The organism is Metapseudomonas boanensis (assembly GCF_042232855.1).
GTDB classification, from domain to species: domain Bacteria; phylum Pseudomonadota; class Gammaproteobacteria; order Pseudomonadales; family Pseudomonadaceae; genus Metapseudomonas; species Metapseudomonas boanensis.
This window is the reverse complement of sequence record NZ_CP113889.1, coordinates 1,666,160-1,685,083: the sequence shown is the minus strand read 5'-3', so window position 1 is coordinate 1,685,083 and position 18,924 is coordinate 1,666,160. Positions and strand designations below refer to the sequence as shown.

The 18,924-nt window shown below is 64.1% G+C and carries 19 protein-coding genes; 11 read left to right on the top strand and 8 right to left on the bottom strand.

Translation table 11 applies throughout. From position 1 onward, the window contains the following. The first annotated feature begins 52 nt into the window (after nucleotides 1–52). The 5 genes from pstA to OXH74_RS07700 all read left to right on the top strand — a co-directional run bounded on the left by pstA (nucleotide 53) and on the right by OXH74_RS07700 (nucleotide 5,513). A complete protein-coding gene (gene pstA, locus OXH74_RS07720) occupies nucleotides 53–1,669 on the top strand; it encodes a phosphate ABC transporter permease PstA (RefSeq protein WP_375741581.1) in 1,617 nt (538 codons plus the stop codon). A gap of 103 nt (nucleotides 1,670–1,772) precedes the next feature. Then, on the top strand, nucleotides 1,773–2,606 hold the full coding sequence (pstB, locus tag OXH74_RS07715; RefSeq protein WP_215372393.1) for a phosphate ABC transporter ATP-binding protein PstB: 834 nt from the start codon (nucleotides 1,773–1,775) through the stop codon (nucleotides 2,604–2,606). A gap of 131 nt (nucleotides 2,607–2,737) precedes the next feature. Beyond that, the gene (phoU, locus tag OXH74_RS07710) at nucleotides 2,738–3,466 is read left to right on the top strand and encodes a phosphate signaling complex protein PhoU (protein WP_375740718.1); all 729 of its coding nucleotides are present in this window, start codon (nucleotides 2,738–2,740) and stop codon (nucleotides 3,464–3,466) included. A gap of 141 nt (nucleotides 3,467–3,607) precedes the next feature. Then, entirely contained in the window at nucleotides 3,608–4,513 is a 906-nt protein-coding gene (locus tag OXH74_RS07705) for a response regulator (RefSeq protein WP_375740717.1), read from the top strand. Nucleotides 4,514–4,616: 103 nt separating this feature from the next. Then, nucleotides 4,617–5,513, top strand: a complete 897-nt coding sequence (locus tag OXH74_RS07700; RefSeq protein WP_375740716.1) for a peptidoglycan DD-metalloendopeptidase family protein — start codon at nucleotides 4,617–4,619, stop codon at nucleotides 5,511–5,513. A 109-nt stretch (nucleotides 5,514–5,622) separates the two neighbouring features. On the opposite strand, the gene OXH74_RS07695 is transcribed toward OXH74_RS07700, so the two are convergent. The 3 genes from OXH74_RS07695 to phoB form a co-directional block, all read right to left on the bottom strand. Continuing rightward, complete coding sequence (locus OXH74_RS07695) at nucleotides 5,623–6,963, bottom strand: hemolysin family protein (RefSeq protein WP_375740715.1); 1,341 nt, start codon at nucleotides 6,961–6,963, stop codon at nucleotides 5,623–5,625. A gap of 98 nt (nucleotides 6,964–7,061) precedes the next feature. Then, nucleotides 7,062–8,366, bottom strand: coding sequence for a phosphate regulon sensor histidine kinase PhoR (gene phoR / locus OXH74_RS07690; RefSeq protein ID WP_375740714.1), 1,305 nt, complete (start codon nucleotides 8,364–8,366; stop codon nucleotides 7,062–7,064). A gap of 37 nt (nucleotides 8,367–8,403) precedes the next feature. Next, on the bottom strand, nucleotides 8,404–9,093 hold the full coding sequence (phoB, locus tag OXH74_RS07685) for a phosphate regulon transcriptional regulator PhoB (RefSeq protein WP_215372379.1): 690 nt from the start codon (nucleotides 9,091–9,093) through the stop codon (nucleotides 8,404–8,406). A gap of 235 nt (nucleotides 9,094–9,328) precedes the next feature. Here phoB and OXH74_RS07680 point away from each other — a divergent pair, with 235 nt between their 5' ends. Next, entirely contained in the window at nucleotides 9,329–9,715 is a 387-nt protein-coding gene (locus OXH74_RS07680) for a hypothetical protein (RefSeq protein ID WP_375740713.1), read from the top strand. A 30-nt stretch (nucleotides 9,716–9,745) separates the two neighbouring features. On the opposite strand, the gene ubiA is transcribed toward OXH74_RS07680, so the two are convergent. Both ubiA and OXH74_RS07670 read right to left on the bottom strand, forming a co-directional pair. Continuing rightward, nucleotides 9,746–10,636 (bottom strand): 4-hydroxybenzoate octaprenyltransferase, encoded by an 891-nt coding sequence (gene ubiA, locus OXH74_RS07675; RefSeq protein ID WP_375740712.1) that lies wholly within the window; start codon nucleotides 10,634–10,636, stop codon nucleotides 9,746–9,748. A 172-nt stretch (nucleotides 10,637–10,808) separates the two neighbouring features. After that, complete coding sequence (locus OXH74_RS07670; RefSeq protein WP_215372511.1) at nucleotides 10,809–11,363, bottom strand: chorismate lyase; 555 nt, start codon at nucleotides 11,361–11,363, stop codon at nucleotides 10,809–10,811. 174 nt (nucleotides 11,364–11,537) lie between these two features. On the opposite strand from OXH74_RS07670, the gene OXH74_RS07665 reads away from it, so the two are divergent. The 5 genes from OXH74_RS07665 to OXH74_RS07645 all read left to right on the top strand — a co-directional run bounded on the left by OXH74_RS07665 (nucleotide 11,538) and on the right by OXH74_RS07645 (nucleotide 14,256). After that, a complete protein-coding gene (locus OXH74_RS07665; RefSeq protein WP_215372372.1) occupies nucleotides 11,538–11,705 on the top strand; it encodes a rubredoxin in 168 nt (55 codons plus the stop codon). A gap of 178 nt (nucleotides 11,706–11,883) precedes the next feature. Beyond that, entirely contained in the window at nucleotides 11,884–12,051 is a 168-nt protein-coding gene (locus tag OXH74_RS07660) for a rubredoxin (RefSeq protein ID WP_375740711.1), read from the top strand. A 69-nt stretch (nucleotides 12,052–12,120) separates the two neighbouring features. Further along, on the top strand, nucleotides 12,121–13,269 hold the full coding sequence (locus OXH74_RS07655) for an NAD(P)/FAD-dependent oxidoreductase (RefSeq protein WP_375740710.1): 1,149 nt from the start codon (nucleotides 12,121–12,123) through the stop codon (nucleotides 13,267–13,269). Between the two features lie 187 nt (nucleotides 13,270–13,456). Continuing rightward, nucleotides 13,457–13,729 carry an HU family DNA-binding protein gene (locus tag OXH74_RS07650; RefSeq protein ID WP_016495401.1) on the top strand — a complete coding sequence of 91 codons (273 nt, stop codon included), beginning with the start codon at nucleotides 13,457–13,459 and terminating at the stop codon, nucleotides 13,727–13,729. A gap of 134 nt (nucleotides 13,730–13,863) precedes the next feature. Further along, nucleotides 13,864–14,256: a helicase gene (locus OXH74_RS07645; RefSeq protein WP_375740709.1), complete on the top strand. Its 393-nt coding sequence runs from the start codon at nucleotides 13,864–13,866 to the stop codon at nucleotides 14,254–14,256. Between the two features lie 101 nt (nucleotides 14,257–14,357). Here the strand turns inward: OXH74_RS07645 and OXH74_RS07640 are convergent, their stop codons facing one another. From OXH74_RS07640 to OXH74_RS07630, 3 genes are all read right to left on the bottom strand, one after another. Continuing rightward, nucleotides 14,358–15,761: an HDOD domain-containing protein gene (locus tag OXH74_RS07640; RefSeq protein ID WP_375740708.1), complete on the bottom strand. Its 1,404-nt coding sequence runs from the start codon at nucleotides 15,759–15,761 to the stop codon at nucleotides 14,358–14,360. 91 nt (nucleotides 15,762–15,852) lie between these two features. Next, complete coding sequence (gene recG, locus OXH74_RS07635; RefSeq protein WP_375740707.1) at nucleotides 15,853–17,928, bottom strand: ATP-dependent DNA helicase RecG; 2,076 nt, start codon at nucleotides 17,926–17,928, stop codon at nucleotides 15,853–15,855. After that, nucleotides 17,925–18,863, bottom strand: a complete 939-nt coding sequence (locus OXH74_RS07630) for a hydrogen peroxide-inducible genes activator (protein ID WP_215372358.1) — start codon at nucleotides 18,861–18,863, stop codon at nucleotides 17,925–17,927. The genes recG and OXH74_RS07630 overlap by 4 nt, the downstream gene beginning before the upstream one ends. Nucleotides 18,864–18,924 lie beyond the last annotated feature (61 nt).

Sequence of the window (18,924 nt, the reverse complement as noted above, 5' to 3'; positions counted from 1 at the left end):
GAAGCAGGTTTCCCTGAAAAACTGGATCAAGAGCGGCGCACCAGGCGTCTGGATGAGCGGTGGCGCGGTATCCATCGCGGTCATCATGACCATCGGCCTGCTAGCTGTGATCGCCACGCGTGGCCTTGGCCACTTCTGGCCGGCCGATCTGGTGGAGGCCACTTACGTGGTGCCGGGCCAGCCCGCCAAGCAGGTGATTGCCGAGGCGGTGCAGGTCGAGGAAGTCTCGCGTGCCCGCCTCAAGGGCGCCGGCCTTCCGGTACCCGAGGATGGCCCGGAGTTCATGACTCGAGAGCTGCTCAAGGTCGGTAACCGCGACGTCTACGGCAGCGACTTTACCTGGGTGGTGGGTGACTGGCTGCAAGAGCAGAAGACCCCGGGCGAACTGGTGGCCATGGAGCGCCGCGAGTGGGGCAACTTCTACGGTCGTCTGGTGAGCGTCAAGGAAAGTGGCAAGGTCGTCGCAGAGGGCGAGGCCGCGATGCCGGAGCTGCAGAAACGCCTGCAGCGGGTCAATGATCTGTACGACCAACTCTACAGGCTGGAGAAGAAGGAAATCGGCGCCATCAACCATGGCCTCGAGCGTTTGCGTCTGGAAACTCGCAAGCTGGAACTCAAGGGGGAGCTGGATGATGCGGCCCAGGCCGACATCGCTGCCGAACGCGCCGCGCTGGATGCCCGCTACAAGGCGCTGGAAAACCAGCTGATGTCCCTGCACCAGGAATTCAACCGCGACAGCGTGGTGGTGCGCGAAGCGGGTGGCCAGGAGCAGGAAATCACTCTTGGCAAGGTGGTGCACGCCTATCAGCCCAACGGCATGGGCCTGTTCGATAAGCTGGGTTTCTACTTCACCAAGCTCTGGGAGTTCCTCGCGGACGACCCGCGTGAGGCCAACACCGAGGGCGGTATCTTCCCTGCTATCTTCGGCACCGTGATGATGACCCTGATCATGGCGGTGATCGTGACCCCGTTCGGCGTGATCGCTGCCATCTACCTGCGCGAGTACGCCAAACAGGGCCTGTTGACCCGCGTGATCCGTATCGCGGTGAACAACCTGGCGGGTGTTCCGGCTATCGTCTACGGCGTGTTCGGTCTTGGCTTCTTCGTCTATGTACTGGGCGGCTCCATCGACCGACTGTTCTTCCCCGAAGCGGCACCGGCGCCCACCTTCGGTACGCCGGGCCTGCTCTGGGCTTCGCTGACCCTGGCGATCCTCGCCGTGCCGGTGGTGATCGTCGCCACCGAGGAAGGCCTGGCGCGGATTCCGCGTGCCGTGCGCGAGGGCTCCCTGGCCCTCGGCGCGACCAAGGCCGAGACCCTGTGGAAAGTCGTGCTGCCCATGGCCAGCCCGGCCATGATGACCGGCCTGATCCTCGCCGTGGCCCGTGCTGCCGGTGAGGTGGCCCCGCTGATGCTGGTGGGTGTGGTGAAGCTGGCCCCCAGCCTGCCGCTGGATGGCAACTACCCCTACCTGCACCTGGACCAGAAGATCATGCACTTGGGCTTCCACATCTACGACGTCGGCTTCCAGAGCCCGAACGTCGAGGCCGCGCGGCCGCTGGTGTACGCCACCGCGTTGCTGCTGGTGCTGGTGATCGCGCTGCTCAACTTCTCCGCCGTGGCCATCCGTAACCACCTGCGCGAGAAGTACAAGGCGCTGGACAGCTAAGACATTCAAAGACGCGAGCTCGGGCTCGCACAATATCGACCCACAGGCGCTGAGCAGCGCTCGCGCCTGGCGGTAGAAACCGAGTTAGAAAGTGGAGCACAGCATGCAACACGAATCCCACAGCCACGGCGTCAACATCTCCGCCCTCGGCCGCGACAAGCAGAACCTGCGTCTGGCGGAAGAAACCGTCGCCCTGGAAGTCCCGGGCCTGAGCCTGTTCTACGGTGACAAGCAGGCGCTGCACAACGTCGCCATGAACATCCCGAAACAGCGCGTTACCGCTTTCATCGGCCCGAGCGGCTGCGGCAAGTCCACCCTGCTGCGCTGCTTCAATCGCATGAACGACCTGGTCGATGGCTGCCGCGTCGACGGCGAGATCCGCCTGGACGGCAAGGACATCTACCGCAAGGGCGAAGACGTGGCCGAGCTGCGCCGCCGCGTGGGCATGGTGTTCCAGAAGCCCAACCCGTTCCCCAAGAGCATCTACGAGAACGTCGTATACGGCTTGCGAATCCAGGGCATCAACAAGAAGCGCGTGCTCGATGAAGCCGTCGAATGGGCCCTCAAGGGCGCGGCGCTGTGGGACGAGGTCAAGGACCGCCTGCACGAATCCGCCCTTGGCCTCTCTGGTGGCCAGCAGCAGCGTCTGGTCATCGCCCGCACCATTGCGGTCGAGCCCGAGGTGCTGCTGCTCGACGAGCCCTGCTCGGCCCTGGACCCGATCTCCACCCTTAAGGTGGAAGAGCTGATCTACGAGCTGAAGAACAAGTACACCATCGTCATCGTGACCCACAACATGCAGCAGGCGGCGCGCGTTTCCGACTACACCGCCTTTATGTACATGGGCAAGCTGATCGAGTTCGGCGATACCGATACGCTGTTCACCAACCCGGCCAAGAAGCAGACTGAAGACTACATCACCGGTCGTTACGGTTAACCAGGACCGTCCCCTCTCCCTCTGGGAGAGGGTTAGGGTGAGGGATATCGCAGGCCGTGCCGGGTATCCCTCGCCCCCGGCCCCACTCCCGACGGGAGTGAGGAGACAGACGCACGCCCAAGGACATCAAGATGATCGACAAAGACAGCCTCACCCATCACATCTCCCAGCAGTTCAACGCCGAACTGGAGGAAGTGCGCAGCCACCTCCTGGCGATGGGCGGCCTCGTCGAAAAGCAGGTCAACGATGCCGTCACCGCACTGATCGATGCCGACTCCGGTCTGGCCCAGCAGGTTCGTGAGGTCGATGACCAGATCAACCAGATGGAGCGCAACATCGACGAAGAGTGCGTGCGCATCCTCGCCCGCCGTCAGCCTGCGGCCTCCGACCTGCGCTTGATCATCAGCATCTCCAAGTCGGTGATCGACCTCGAGCGCATCGGTGACGAAGCCTCGAAGATCGCCCGCCGCGCCATCCAGCTTTGCGAGGAAGGTGTGTCGCCGCGCGGCTATGTCGAAGTGCGGCATATCGGCGACCAGGTGCGCAGGATGGTTCAGGAAGCCCTGGACGCTTTCGCCCGCTTCGATGCCGACCTGGCGCTCTCGGTGGCCAAGTACGACAAGACCATCGACCGCGAGTACAAGACCGCGCTGCGTGAACTGGTCACCTACATGATGGAGGACCCGCGCGCCATCAGCCGTGTGCTCAATGTCATCTGGGCGCTGCGTTCGCTGGAGCGGATCGGCGACCATGCGCGCAACATCGCCGAGCTGGTGATCTACCTCGTGCGCGGCACAGACGTCCGGCACTTGGGGCTGGCCCGCATGCAGGAAGAAGTGCAGGGCAACGGCGGCAACTGATCGCCTTCGTACAGAAGCGCCCGGCCTTGGCCGGGCGTCTTCGTTTCTGGCAGGTGATTGGCAGGTCGAGAACGGAAACAGGCTTGGCAAATAGCTATCAGGCGAGGCTATGCTTAGGGCCGTTTTCCGGGGGGGCGGTCGATGAGCAAGGTCAATGTGCTGGTGGTGGATGACGCATCGTTTATTCGCGATCTCGTGAAAAAAGGCTTGCGTGATCACTTGCCCGGCATCCAGATCGAGGAAGCCATCAATGGGCGCAAGGCCCAGCAGTTCCTCGTGCGCGCAACCGTCGACCTGATTCTCTGCGACTGGGAAATGCCCGAACTGTCGGGCCTGGAGCTGCTCAGCTGGTGCCGTGAGCAGGACGCCCTGAAGACTACGCCCTTCATCATGGTGACCAGCCGTGGCGACAAGGAAAATGTCATCCAGGCCATCCAGGCTGGTGTCACCGACTACATCGGCAAACCCTTTTCCAACGATCAGCTGGTCACCAAGGTCAAGAAGGCCCTGGCCCGCACTGGCAAGCTCGAACGTCTGGCTGCGTCTGCTGCACCCAGGCTGCCCAATGCCGGAGGCTTCGCCAACGACTCCCTGGCAGCGTTGACGGGCGGCAAGGCCGAGGTGATCAAGCCTGCGGTTAACCCTGCAGCTCCCGTTGCCCGGCCCATTGCGCCAGCCCCTTCGGCCAAGGCTGCCGCACAGGCTCCCGGTGGGCGTGGCCAGGCCCAGTTGCGCTTGCCCGCAGGGGTTCTTGGGTGCTTGATCAAGGCGCTCAGCCTGAAGGATGCCCAGCTGGTGGTGAAGCGCAGCGAGCTGCTGCCGCAGGTGCTTGAAAGCGCGGTGCTCGACCTGGAGCAGGGCGAGGGCGGCGAAGTCGCTCGGCTCAATGGCTACCTGCATGCCGTGGCGGCGCTGGAGCCCAGGCCGGACAGCGAATGGCTGCAACTGACCTTCCGCTTCGTCGACCGCGATCCGCAGAAGCTGGATTACCTGTCGCGCCTGATTGCCCGAGGCACGACGCAGAAGCATTTCGTCCCCGGGGCGTGAACACCAAGCCAACCGCGTCACAGCTGGACTGCCAGTGTCTCGCGGACGGCTGGCGGCGCTGCTAGTCTTCGGCTTTCGGGAGCTCAGGAAAAAACAATCCGAGATGCCAGGACGACTCTTCTTCCTTTCGGTTCTGCTGACGGCGGCACTGCCTGCCTCGGCGCTGACCATTTACAAGTACACCGACGCCAATGGTGTGGTGACCTATACCGACCAGGCCGTGGCCGGTGCGCAGGTGTTCGTCTTCCGCGACCGTATGGTCGAACGCCTCGACCTCGCGGTGAAACTGGAAACCAAGAAGCATGCTGCGGGTGAAACCCTGCTGCTGCGCAACGAGCTGTACGCGCCAGTGGAAGTGGAGCTGCGCATCGAGCAGGCTCAGAACGTTTCCGGTGCGCCGGGCAAGCCGATTCGCTGGGTGCTGGCGCCGCGCAGCTCCATGCGCATGGCCACGCTGGCACCTGCGGACGCCTCTCGCCCCATGCACTACAAGCCCAAGCTACGCTATGCCCTGGGCGATCCGCGGCAGCAGCCGGCGCTCTACCGCTACCCGCTACCCTGGCGCGGTGGCCCCTTTCGCCTCACCCAGGGCGCCAACGGTCGCTACAGCCACTTCACGCCCAAGGGCCGCTATGCCCTGGACATCGCCATGCCGGAGGGCACCCCGATCGTTGCCGCGCGCCCCGGCGTGGTGGTGAAGACCGAGAACAACCAGAGCGGTCGGGGCAATAATCCTTCGGGCAACTTCGTGCGCATCCTGCATGACGACGGCACCATGGGTGTCTACCTGCACCTGATGCGTGGCTCAGTGCAGGTGCAGGAAGGGCAGCACGTGATGATTGGCGAACATATCGCACGCTCGGGAAACACCGGCAATAGCACCGGCCCACACCTGCACTTCGTCGTGCAGCGCAACATGGGCCTCGCGCTGGAGTCGATCCCCTTCCAGTTCGCCCAGCCGGTGGACACCTTGCCGAACTTCGCGGTGGGTGGGGAGTAGGGAGCGGATCCCATGCACAACCTGCCCCCTTGCCCTCCGGAAGAGGGTTGGGGCAGCTGGGAATCGCAGGGGCCTGGAGGGGCGGCCTGCGGCCCTCAGGGTCTGGTGCTCAATCCAGCTTGAGCACCTTGGCCAGGACGATCTTCGGACCCTTCATCTTCTTCACGATGATGCGCAGGCCTTCAGTTTCCAGCACTTCTTCCTCTTCCGGGACGCGGTTGAGGCTTTCGTAGATCAGGCCGGCGAGGGTGTCGGCCTCGACATGATCCAGGTCGATACCCAGCAGGCGCTCGACCTTGAACAGCGGGGTGTCGCCGCGCACCAGCAGTTTGCCTGGCTGATAGGCAAGCACGCCGCGTTCGGTCTTGCGGTGTTCGTCCTGGATATCGCCGACCAGCACTTCCAGCACGTCTTCCATGGTCAGGAAGCCCACCACTTTGCCGTCCGCCTCCTCGACCAGGGCGAAGTGCGCGCCGCCCTGGCGGAACTGCTCCAGCAGGCGTGATAGCGGCATGTGCTTGGTGACGTGCTCGACCGGGCGGGTCAGCTCGGCCAGGTCGAAGGTCTCCGGCAGGCTGTCCAGGGCCGCGAGCGCCAGCAGCAGGTCCTTGATGTGCAGGATGCCGATGAACTCGCCCTTGCGACTGTCGAAGACCGGATAGCGGCTGTACTTGTGGCGACGGATGATCGTGAGGATGTCGGCTAGCGGGGCATCATGCTCGAGGAAGATCAGGTCCTCCCGCGAGTTGGCCCAGTCGACGACTTCCAGTTCGCCCATCTCGACTGCCGAGGCCAGCACGCGCATGTCCTGGTCGCTGGGGTCGCGGGCGCGGCTGGAGTGGAGGATCAGCTTGAGTTCGTCGCGGCTGTAGTGATGCTCGTGATGCGGACCGGGTTCGCCCTGGCCAGCGATGCGCAGGATGGTGTTGGCGCTGGCGTTGAGCAGCCAGATCGCTGGGTACATCAGCCAGTAGAAGGCATACAGCGGCGCAGCAGTCCATAGCGACACCAGCTCGGGCTTGCGGATCGCCCAGGACTTGGGCGCCAGCTCGCCGACCACGATGTGCAGGTAGGAGATGATGAAGAACGCGGTGAAGAAGGCGATGCCGTGGACCAGCTTCTCCGACTCGATCCCGATGTAGCCGAGCAGCGGCTGCAGCAGGTGAGCGAAGGCCGGCTCACCGACCCAGCCAAGGCCAAGGGAGGCCAGGGTGATGCCCAGCTGGCAGGCGGAAAGGTAGGCATCCAGCTGGTTGTGCACCGTGCGCAGGATGCGCCCGCGCCAGCCGTGCTGGTCGGCAATAGCCTCCACCCGGGTGGAGCGCAGCTTGACCATGGCAAACTCGGCCGCCACGAAGAAGCCGTTCAGCAGCACGAGGAAAAGGGCAAACAGGATGAGGCCGAAATCGGCGAAGTAACTCAGGAAGCTGGTACTGGGGGAAGGGTCCATTGGGGGCTGTTGTGTGCGAATGACCGGCTAAGGGTGAAGGCTGGGCCCCGAGTTTGCAAGTGATCGGGGTGTGCGAGCGGGCGGGCTCACCGCCTGGATCAGTTGCGCTTGACCACCTGGGTGGCTGGGAAATGGCAGGTGAAGGTGCTGCCGTGGTGCAGCACGGAGCTGATGTCCAGGCGGGCACGGTGGCGGATCAGCACATGCTTGACGATGGCCAGGCCCAGGCCGGTGCCGCCGGTATTGCTGTTGCGGCTGGAGTCGACGCGATAGAAGCGCTCGGTGAGGCGTGGCAGGTGCTTGGCTTCGATGCCGATGCCGCTGTCCTGCACGCTGAGGTGCGCACCCTGCTCGTCACCCCACCAGCGGATGCGGATCTCGCCTTCGTCCGGGGTGTACTTGACGGCGTTGAAGATCAGGTTGGAGAAGGCACTGCGCAGCTCTGCCTCGCTGCCACGCAGCTTGTAGTTGTGGTCGGCCTCCAGACTGATGCGGTGGTGACGGTTGCCGGAGAACGCGAGGGCATCGGCCTTGATCGAGAGCAATATCAGATCGACGGCGACCGGCTGGTTGTCCGAGGGGTAGTCGGTGGCTTCCAGCTTGGCCAGCAGGAGCAGGTCGTTGAGCAGGTTCTGCATGCGCCCGGCCTGTTGCTGCATCTGCTGCAGGGCACGGGTCCAGCGCGGGTTCACGTCTTCGACGTTGTCGAGCAGGGTTTCCAGGTAACCGGCGATCACCGTCAGTGGGGTGCGCAGTTCGTGGGAAACGTTGGCGACGAAGTCCTTGCGCATCTGCTCCAGCTGGTGAATGCGGGTCACGTCGCGTACCAGCATCAGGTGTTCGCTGTTGCCGTATCGGGTGATGTAGAACTGCAGCCGCACACGGTCATTGACGGGTGAAGGCAGTTCCAGGGCCTCTTGGTAGTTGCCTTGCTCGAAGTATTCCTTGAAGCGCGGATGGCGAATCAGGTTGGTCACCGGCTGGCCGCTATCCTGCGGTGTCTTGAGGCCGAGCAGGGTCTCAGCGGCGCGGTTCCACCAGTCCAGGTTGCCTTCGCTGTCGAGCATCACCACGGCGTCCTTGAGGGCAGCGGTGGACTCCTGGACACGGTCGATGACGGCCTGCAGGCGGCCACGTACGCGCTGGTCGCGGCGTTGCAGGTGATAGATGCTGTCGAACACCTCGCCCCACAGGCCGTAGCCATCTGGTGGCGGTTCGTCGGGGGTGTGTTCCTTCAGCCACTTGTAGAGGCGCAGAAGTTGTACCAGGGTCCAGCCCAGATAAGCGCCGAGGCCGACGGCCAGCGCCCAGCCATATTCGCCTGTGACCAGGCCCACCAACAGGCAGGCGGCGATCAGCAACAGCAGGCGGCGGATGAGAGCGCCGCGCCAGTCTTGATTCACCTATCGCATCCTTGTCGAAGGCCCGAAGGCCCGGGTTTCAGCTTTTGGTGGAGAAACGATAGCCTGTACCGCGGACAGTCTGAACCAGATTTTCGTAGGCATCGCCCAGGGCCTTGCGCAACCGGCGGATATGCACGTCCACCGTGCGCTCCTCGACATAGACGTTGCCGCCCCAGACCTGGTCGAGCAACTGGCCGCGTGTGTAGGCGCGCTCCTGGTGGGTCATGAAGAACTGCAACAGTCGATATTCGGTCGGGCCCATCTCGGCGGGCTTGCCGTCGATGGTCACGCGATGGCTGATCGGGTCGAGCAGCAGTCCGCCGATGGCGATTGGCGCTTCGCCGTCGCTGGGGCCGGCACGGCGCAGCACGGCCTTGAGGCGGGCAACCAGCTCGCGCGGGGAAAAGGGCTTGGTGATGTAATCGTCAGCGCCGACTTCCAAGCCCTGGATCTTGTTGTCCTCTTCACCCTTGGCGGTGAGCATGATGATCGGGATGTCGCTGGTGAGGTCGTCGCGCTTCAGGCGGCGGGCCAGTTCGATGCCGGAGGTACCGGGCAGCATCCAATCGAGGAGGATCAGATCGGGCTTGCGGTCGACGATGATGGCATGGGCCTGCTGCGTGTTCTCCGCCTCCAGGCAGTCGTAGCCGGCCATTTCGAGGGCCACGGCGATCATCTCGCGAATCGGCGCTTCGTCGTCGACTATCAGGATGTTCTTGCCAACCATGTTCAGGCCTCGGGTCGCATGTATGACTGATTGCGCCGCATTAGATAACGGAATTATTGCAGGCATGTGACACCTGAATGTAGTCGCTGCCTTGTCTATGCTGAAGGAGGTCGCCGTTGGGAAAGGGGCGACCGGGAGCCTGGCGAGAAGCTTGATCGCTGCAGTGCTCGCTGTGACCTCCGGTTGTGATCGCAGCCGCCGGGCTGTTGTTTCCCACTCCGAGAAGAGGCACAAAATGAAAAAGAATCACTGCCGAATCGCTCCATTGCTTGTGGGTGCGCTGCTGAGCTTTTCGCTGATTGGTCTGGCGGCCGAGCCTGCGATGGAGAAGGACGGCATGCTGGTCGATGCCAAGGGCATGACGCTCTACACCTACGACAAGGACACCAGTGGCATGTCTGCCTGCAATGGGCAATGTGCGCAGAACTGGCCGCCCTTGATGGCCGAGGCTGGCGCTAAGGCCGAAGGTGAGTGGAGCCTGGTGAAGCGTGACGACGGCTCGATGCAGTGGGCTTACGACAACAAGCCGCTCTATACCTTTGTCATGGACAAGAAGCCGGGAGATGTCACCGGCGACGGCAAGATGGGCGTCTGGCACGTTGCCAAGCCGGAAGCCTACTGACCAGATAGCAAGGTGGGTGCTACGCGCTGCTCAGCGCAGCGCGTAGTCGGCGGCGATACCCAGCAAGATCGCCAGCCCCGCCCAGTGGTTGTGCAGGAAGGCCTTGAAGCAGGCCTGGGGTTCTGGCGTTCGGGTGCTCCAGTATTCCCAGGTGAAGCAGGCTGCGGCCACCAGCAGGCCGAGGTGGAAAGCCAGCCCCAGACCGAAGCGGTTTCCGGCCAGTAGCAGGCACAACAGCGCCAGCCCCTGGAGGGTGGCGATGATCAGCCGGTCGGCATCGCCAAACAGGATGGCGGTGGATTTCACGCCGATCTTCAGGTCGTCTTCGCGGTCGGTCATCGCGTAATAGGTGTCGTAGGCGACCGTCCACAGCAGGTTGGCGATGTACAGCAGCCAGGCGGCGGCAGGCAGCTCGCCGGTTTCGGCGGTGAAGGCCATCGGCATGCCCCAGGAAAATGCAGCTCCCAGCACCACCTGTGGGTAGTAGGTGTAGCGCTTCATGAAGGGATAGCAGGCCGCCAGCGCAAGTCCGCCGAAGGACAGCCAGATGGTCGTGCTGTTGGTGAAGAGCACCAGGACGAAACTTGCGGCCACCAACACGGCGAAGAACACCAGGGCCTCGCGGGGGGTGATGCGGCCGCTTGCCAGCGGGCGCGCCTTGGTGCGTGTGACGTGGCCATCGACCTTGCGGTCGGCGAAGTCATTGATCACGCAGCCGGCAGCGCGCATGAGGTTCACGCCGAGGACGAAGATCACCAGGTTCTTCAGGCTGGGTATGCCTTCAGCAGCAACCCACAGGGCCCAGAGGGTCGGCCAGAGCAGCAGGTAGATGCCGATGGGCTTGTCCAGGCGCGCCAGCTGGATGAAGTCCATGGCGCGGGGATGCAGGCGGTTCAGCGATTGCAGCAGCGTGAGGTACATCGACGGCTCTCCCTTCGAAGAGCCTGCTTTACGATCTGCTGCGCGTCGGAATAACTGCGTTGAGAATGGCATCGGGCTTGCTCATTTACAGCTCGTAAACTCCGCGCCCTCAGCCATTCTCGCCTTGTTCTTCTCTAGCTCGCGAGATCGTAAACAGGCTCGAAGGGCCGGATTATACGGTCTCGATCCCCGCCGCGCGCCAGAGGGCCGGAAGGAAGATTTCCGCCACCAGCACCCCGAGCTCGCCGCGCGTGAAGCAGGAGCGACGCCCCCACAGGCGTTCATCGCGGACCTCGCTGGGCAGCCAAGCGGCCGGGTAGCGGGCGACTTCCATGGCCCCCCGGTCGAAGGCACGGTCGCTGAACAGCAACTCGCCGAGGGAGCGGCTGCCGAGTTGGTGCAGGTCAAGACCAGAGCCTTCGAGGGCACTGCGCGCCGCTACGCTGCGGGCGAATACCCAGACCTCCCCGTGACCGCGCAGGTATACCTCACGGACCCAGCCGAGGCTGCCGCAGGGGATGCCGAGCGCTGTGCACTCGTCCGCGCGCAGGGGCTGCCAGCCTTCCACCAGTGGCGTTACGCTGAAGGCATTGTCGGAGAGGGCGGTCAGGCGGCGGGTCAGGGAACCCTGGTCGAACAGCCAGTCACGCACGCAGGCCGCGGGCGTGGGATGCAGTTGCGCGGCACTCAGCCAGCGGGGGGGATGGGCAAGGACGGCGTGGGGCACGGTGGTGGACATGGGCGGTGGACGACGGCGCAGATCTTAGCATGCTAACCAACGCCGGCGCCCTCCGCAGGGGCTTGCGAAGGGACGGTCGAACCAGTAAAACGCCCCGAAGCGACCGAGCAAGCGCCTTCAGGCGCGCAGGTCGGGAAAGTCTGAACACTGAGGTAGCGAGTGATGAAGAAGTGGCAATGCGTTGTCTGTGGCCTGGTCTATGACGAAACCCAGGGCTGGCCTGACGAGGGCATCCCTGCGGGTACCCGTTGGGAGGATGTGCCGACAGACTGGCTGTGCCCTGACTGTGGCGTTGGCAAGCTGGACTTCGAGATGATCGAGATCGCCTGATCTAAAGGGTGTCCCCCTCTTCCTGGCCCTTTCCCGCAATGGAGAGGGGGCATGAAGCATCAGGCGCCGCGCTGCGCCTTCGCAGCCTACCCTCTGATTGGCGCCTTCCGTCGATGCTTGGCGGTAATCGGGCTTTGGAGTAGTTTCACATCGAGTTTCCGCGTTCGCGGGGGTGGTCATGCGCAAGTGGCAGTGCATCGTCTGTGGCTTCATCTACAACGAAGCCGAAGGTTTGCCTGAAGAGGGCATCGCCCCAGGCACGCGCTGGGAGGATATCCCGCCGGACTGGGTCTGCCCCGATTGCGGTGTCGGCAAGATCGACTTCGAGATGATCGAAACAGCCTGAGCCGTCAGTCCCCATTCAAGTGACGGCCTGCGGGCCGTCACGTCGTTTTTGCCCGAGCAGGAGTGAGTGATGAGTGCACCCGTGGTAATCGTCGGTACCGGTCTGGCCGGCTACAACCTGGCCAAGGAATTCCGCAAGCTGGACAGCGAGACCCCGCTGTTGCTGATCAGCGCCGATGACGGTCGCTCGTACTCCAAGCCGATGCTGTCCACCGGTTTCGGCAAGAACAAGGACGCCGACGGCCTGGCCATTGCCGAGGCGGGGGCCATGGCCGACCAACTCAAGGCGGAGGTGCGTACCCATACACGCATCACTGGCATCGATCCCGGCCACAAGCGCCTGTGGATTGGCGAAGAGGCTGTGGAATACCGCGACCTGGTGCTGGCCTGGGGCGCGGATACCATTCGCGTGCCGGTGGAGGGCAATGCCCAGGACGCGGTCTTTCCCATCAACGACCTGGAGGATTACGCCCGCTTCCGCGCTGCGGCCGCCGGCAAGCGCCGCGTGTTGATCCTGGGCGCCGGGCTGATCGGCTGCGAGTTCGCCAACGATCTCAGCCTCGGCGGCTTGCAGGTCGAACTGGTGGCGCCTTGTGAGCAGGTCATGCCGGGCCTGTTGCACCCGGCCGCGGCTGCAGCGGTGCAAGCTGGCCTGGAAAGCCTCGGTGCGCGTTTCCACCTGGGACCGGTGCTGGCCCGCCTCGATCACGCGGGCGACGAGCTTGAGGCCCATCTGTCCGACGGCACGCGAATTCCCTGTGACCTGGTGGTGTCTGCCGTTGGCCTGCGGCCGCGCGTCGAACTGGCTGCTGTGGCCGGACTCGCGGTGAATCGCGGGGTGGTGGTGAACCGACAGCTGCAGACTTCCCACGCCAACATCTACGCTGTGGGCGACTGCGCCGAGGTGGCCGGCCTCAACCTGCTTTATGTGATGCCGCTAATGGCCTGTGCTCGCGCGTTGGCCCAGACCCTCGCGGGTACGCCGACGGCCGTCAGCTACGGCGCCATGCCGGTAACCGTCAAGACCCCGGTCTGCCCGCTGGTGGTGTCGCCGCCTCCTCGCGGCCTGGACGGCAACTGGACGGTGGAAGGCTCTGGCGCGGACATCAAGGCCCTCTGCCGCGACGCCGCCGGGCGTCTGCTGGGTTACGCCCTGACCGGGGCCGCTGTGCAGGAGAAATTGGCGCTGAATCGAGAACTACCGCCACTTTTGGCGTAAATGCCGGTCCTTCTGTCGGAGTAGTCCTTAAATTTGTAGGGAAAACCCTCCTGCAAGACTGGCGCGGCACCCAATCGCATGCCATCCTCCCCGTGGTCTGCCGCAGCGTAGAGCCGTTGCGGCGCCTTGGCGCTGTTCTGGACGAACAGCACGGACACAAAAACAACAAACCGTCAAAGAGGCATTTATGCGTAAACCGGAACTCGCCGCTGCAATCGCCGAGAAGGCCGATCTCACCAAGGACCAGGCCAATCGGGTACTCAACGCGGTGCTCGAAGAAATCACCAATGCGCTGAACCGTAAAGACAGCGTGACCCTGGTGGGCTTTGGCACCTTCCTGCAACGCCATCGCGGTGCTCGCACTGGCAAGAATCCGCAGACCGGCCAACCGGTCAAGATCAAGGCCAGCAACACCGTGGCCTTCAAGCCGGGCAAGTCGCTGAAAGAAGCCGTGAACTAAGGCTCCATTGCCCGGAGCCGGGGAGGTTCCGGGCAGCCCGGCCCTGTATCGTCACACCCGCCTTTAGCTGGCTGTAGTCCCGTCGGCAAACCGCTACAATGCGCCGCTTTGTTATTCCCTTCGAGGCCGCGCGCATGAAATTCCGCTTTCTCCTCTGGATGCTGGGTCGGCTGATGGCCAAGGCCAGCCGTGACAATGCCGAGTTCCAGCAGCAGCTGGCCGGCAAGGACCTGGTGTTCCAGTTGCACACCCTGGATGGCAAGATCGCTCGCCATTTCATCGTCAAGGACCAGCGCGTGCATAGCCGTCGCGGCCAGGCCAGCCAGCCGGCGTTCGCCATTGGCTTCAAAGATGGCGCCTACGGCTTCGCCACCATGAGCGCGAAGAACAAGCAGTTGGCGTTCATGCAGGGTATCCAGAACAAGGACATCCAGATCCAGGGCAACCCGGCGCTGGTGATCTGGTTCCAGGGCCTGACCAAGTACTTGATGCCGAAGAAGAAGGCCACCGAGAAGCGCGCAGCCTGAACGCGTTCAGAGATAGCCAGGTAGATTGGTGCTTCGCACAGCGAAGCCCAACAAGAAAGGGGCGCACAGCGCCCCTTCTTCATTTTCATTTTCGCCTTGGGTCAGTGCGTGTTGAGCTGCAGGGCTAGTTCGCGCAATGCCACCTCGGCCTGCAAGACCTTGCTCACGGCGTCCTCGGCTTTCTCGCGGCTCAGGCCCAGGGCTTCAAAGAGGTCTTCGGGTATTTCCTCCTGTGGCCCCGAACCAATGCCCCGATTGCGCAGCAGGCGCACAGCCAGGCAAACCAGGTTGGCGTAGGCAGCGTTGTCGCCCTGGTAGTCAGGGTCATGCTGGAAGCGCAACGTAGTGGATAGCTCTTCCGGCATGTCCCAGTGGCGCATCAGCCAGCTGCCGATCTGCTCGCGCGTGATGCCCAACAGGTGCTGCTCGATGAAGCTATGGGGCAGATGCGGATTGACCTCCAGATGGCGGCAGATCAGCGAGAAGTGCGGTGGGAATACGTGGGCGAGCACAAGGTAGCCGAAGTTGTGCAGCAGGCCGGCCAGGTAAGTGAGACCCGCCTCGGGGCGCTGGGCTCGCGGCATGGCGCGGGTAAGACCCTCGATGACTGCGGCGGTATAGATCGCCTGGTGCCAATACGGGGTGGTGTGTTGTGGCTGGTCCTTGGGCAGGCTGAGGGTCTTGCCGAGGGCCAGGCCCAGCGCGAGGTTGATCACCAGATCGAAGCCGAGTACGCGGACGATGGCGTCCTCCACCGAGCGGATCTTGCCTGGCGCTGCGTAGTAGGGTGAGGCGGCCCAACTGACCACCTGCGCGGCGAGGGCCGGGTCGGTCTCCACCACGCCGGTGATGTCATCGACAGTGGCATTGGGGTCGACTCGTAGCTTGATGATCTTCTGGGCCGATTCCGGCAGCGGCGGGATCTCGATGGTTTCTTCCAGTCGCTGTTGGATGCGTCGCGCGGTGAAGACCTGCACGGCCTGGGTAATCTCGGCGCGGTCGTCGTTCGGGCGGTCCAGGTTGGGCCGGATGCTGGCCACAGGCTCGCCGAAGCGCGCGGCGCTGGCCTTGCCCAGCAAGCTGCGGAAGGCCTCGCAGTGCAGCTCCAGGAGAACGCCAGGCTGGCCGGACTCCACCAGCAGCCGCGGCTCTTGCAGCAGGCGCTCGTCATACAGGCAGGGCGAACTGGTCAGCGGCGGCAGGCCGGGAAGGCTGCCCAGGTTGTGCTTGCCGAGCATCCGCTCCAGGCGTTCAGGCTTGATGGCGAACAGCTTGCGCCCGATGAGTTCGGCCAGGCGATTGAGGTCGAGCAGCTGGCTGCGCGGATAGAGCACCAGCAACGCCCCCACCGAGTCCTCCAGCAGTACTGCCTGGACGCGCTGGGCGGGGCTCAGGCTCGGATGGTCCAGGCGAATCTGGAACGCCAGGCCAAGCTTATCGAGCAACTGCAGGATCACCGCTGGGGGGCGATGTGTATCGTCGGGAACTCGTGCGACTTCGGTCATGGCGGCATCCAGCGTCAGAATTTTCTGCCGGCAGTATAACGAGCAGGTAGGGTGGCAGCGTTCGCGGGCGACGGGTGCACCGTGATCTGATTCACACTTGTCCGTACTGCTGGCCATGGCGCAGCCAGCGCTCAAGCAGCGGGCTGACGTGCTGGGGCCAATGTGCCAGCAGCGCCTGGGCGGCGTCACGTACTGCGGGCAGCAGGGCGGCATCGCGCATCAGGTCGGCCACCTTGAACTGCAGTAGACCGGTCTGGCGGGTACCGAGCATCTCGCCGGGGCCGCGCAGCTCCAGGTCCTTCTCGGCGATCACGAAGCCATCGCAGGTTTCGCGCATGATCGCCAGGCGCTCACGGCCCAGCTGCGACAGCGGCGCGTGATACAGCAGCACGCAGTGGCTGGCCGCACTGCCCCGGCCGACACGGCCGCGCAGCTGGTGCAGTTGGGCCAGGCCCAGGCGTTCCGGGTTTTCGATGATCATCAGGCTGGCATTGGGGACGTCGACGCCCACCTCAATCACCGTGGTCGCCACCAGCAGTTGCAGCGCGCCTTGCTTGAACTCGGCCATCACTGCAGCCTTCTCGGCCGGCTTCATGCGGCCGTGGATCAGGCCGACGCGCAGCTCACCCAGCGCGGAGGAGAGCTCCTCGAAAGTGGTTTCCGCGGCCTGGCAGGTCAGCTCCTCGGACTCCTCGATCAGCGTACAGACCCAATAGGCCTGGCGCCCTTCGTAGCAGGCGGCACGCACTCGCTCGATCACTTCGATGCGGCGGATGTCGGCTACCAGCACGGTATTGACCGGCGTCCGCCCGGGCGGCAGCTCGTCGAGGATCGAGGTATCCAGGTCGGCGTAGGCGCTCATCGCCAGGGTTCGGGGGATGGGGGTCGCGGTCATGATCAGCTGGTGCGGGCAGAGGCGCCCGTCCACGCCTTTCTGGCGCAGGGCCAGGCGCTGTTGCACGCCAAAGCGATGCTGCTCGTCAATGATCACAAGGGCGAGGCGTTTGAACTTGACCTCGTCCTGGAACAGCGCATGGGTACCGACGACCATGGGCACGCCGCCGGCGATCTGCTCGAGGGCGGCGGCACGCGCCTTGCCCTTGAGCTTGCCGGCGAGCCAGGCGACTTCGAGTCCGAGCGGCTGCAGCCAGCGCTGAAAGTTGAGGTAGTGCTGTTCGGCGAGGATTTCCGTGGGCGCCATCAGCGCCACCTGATAGCCGGCTTCCAGGGCCTGGAGTGCAGCCAGGGCAGCGACCACGGTCTTGCCGGCGCCAACGTCACCCTGGACCAGACGCAGCATCGGTTCCTGCTGGGCCAGGTCATAGGCGATCTCGGCGCCGACCCGCTGCTGCGCGCCAGTGGGCGCAAAGCCGAGGTTGGCCAGGTACTGGGCCGGCAGCTTGTGTGCTGGTGGCAATTGCGGTGCGTGCTGAGCGCGCAGGCTTTCACGCAGGCGTTGCAGGGAAAGCTGATGAGTCAGCAGCTCCTCGAATGCCAGACGCTGCTGGGCCCAGTGCTGCCCTTCGGCGAGTTCCTCGAGGTCGGCGTCTGGCGGTGGTCGATGCAGGTAGCGAATGGCTTCGTCGAGTGCGCCGAGCTGGTAGTCGCGGGCCAGCTCTTTCGGCAGCCAGTCCGGCAGGCTGTGCGGGCCGAGACGCGCGAGGGCGAGCTGGCTGAGGGAGCGCAGGCGTTGTTGGGTCAGGCCTTCGGTGGTGGGGTAGATCGGCGTTAGGGTCTGTTCCACCGGGGGGGCTTCGTCGCCGCTGAGGGAGCGATACTCCGGGTGGTAGATCTCAAGGCCTGTAGCGCCGGGACGGACTTCGCCGTAGCAGCGCAATTGGGTGCCGCGCTTGAGGCCTTCCTTCTGCGCCTGGCTGAAGTGGAAGAAGCGCAGGCTGAGGGTGCCGCTACCGTCCTGTAGGCGGACCAGCAGGCTACGTCGCCGTCCCATGACGATGTCCGCGCCGGCCACGATGCCCTCGACCACTGCGTCCTGGCCAGGGCGCAGTGCACCGATAGGCGTGATGCGGGTGCGGTCCTGATAACGCGTCGGCAGATGGAAGAGGATGTCTTGCAGGTTCTCCAGGCCAACCTTGGCAAGTTTCTCCGCCAGGGCCGCACCCACCCCCTTGAGTGCTGTGACCGGGACCTGTGCCAGCTCGGTCATGCGGGCTCAGGTTCGCCCTGGGTTTGCGGGCGGGCCACCGAGCAAAGACGGATGGAGTCGGCGAGCACTTCGATGGCGCGTGGCCGCGGGAAGCTGGCGCGCCAGGCGATGGCGACAGTGCGGAAGGGCACCGGCGGGGTCAGCGGACGAATCTCGATCACGCCGGGGGCATAGTGGTGGCTATCTACCGCCGAGAACGGCAGGATGGAAACGCCGAGGCCCGAGGCGACCATGTGGCGGATGGTCTCCAGCGAGCTGGACTCGACCGTGGTGTGCTTGGCGCTGTCTTCACCTCCTTTGCGCAGGCTCGGACAGGCTTCCAGTACCTGGTCGCGGAAGCAATGACCCTCGCCCAGCAGCAGCAGACTCTTGTCGTTGAGCATCTCGCTGTCGATGGTCTCGCGCTCGGCCCAGGGATGGCCGAAGGGCAGCAGCACGTAGAAAGGCTCATCGTAGAGCGGCTTGGTCAGCACGTCGGCTTCGGCGAAGGGCAGGGCGATAATGATCGCGTCCAGCTCGCCGGTGCGCAGCTTGTCGCGCAGGACGTGGGTGAAGTTCTCTTCGATGTACAGCGGCATCTGCGGGGCAACCCGATGCAGCTGCGGGATCAGATGCGGGAACAGGTAGGGGCCGACGGTATAGATGGCGCCGACCTTGAGCGGGGCGGCCAGCTGGTTTTTGCCGGCCTGGGCCATTTCGCGGATGCCCTGGGCCTGCTCCAGCACTTTCTGGGCCTGGGTCACGATGCCCTCTCCGACCGGCGTCAGGCGAACTGCGCTCTTGCTGCGCTCGAAGATGAGGACACCGAGCTCGTCTTCAAGCTTCTTCACCCCGACGGACAAGGTCGGCTGGCTCACATGGCAGCGTTCGGCGGCACGACCGAAATGCTGTTCCTGGGCAAGGGTGACGATGTAGCGCAGTTCGGTGAGGGTCATAGCAGAATTCCATTGAGGTGCGGCAAGCATAGCGGCTGCAGTCAATGGAACCAAGCGCCTG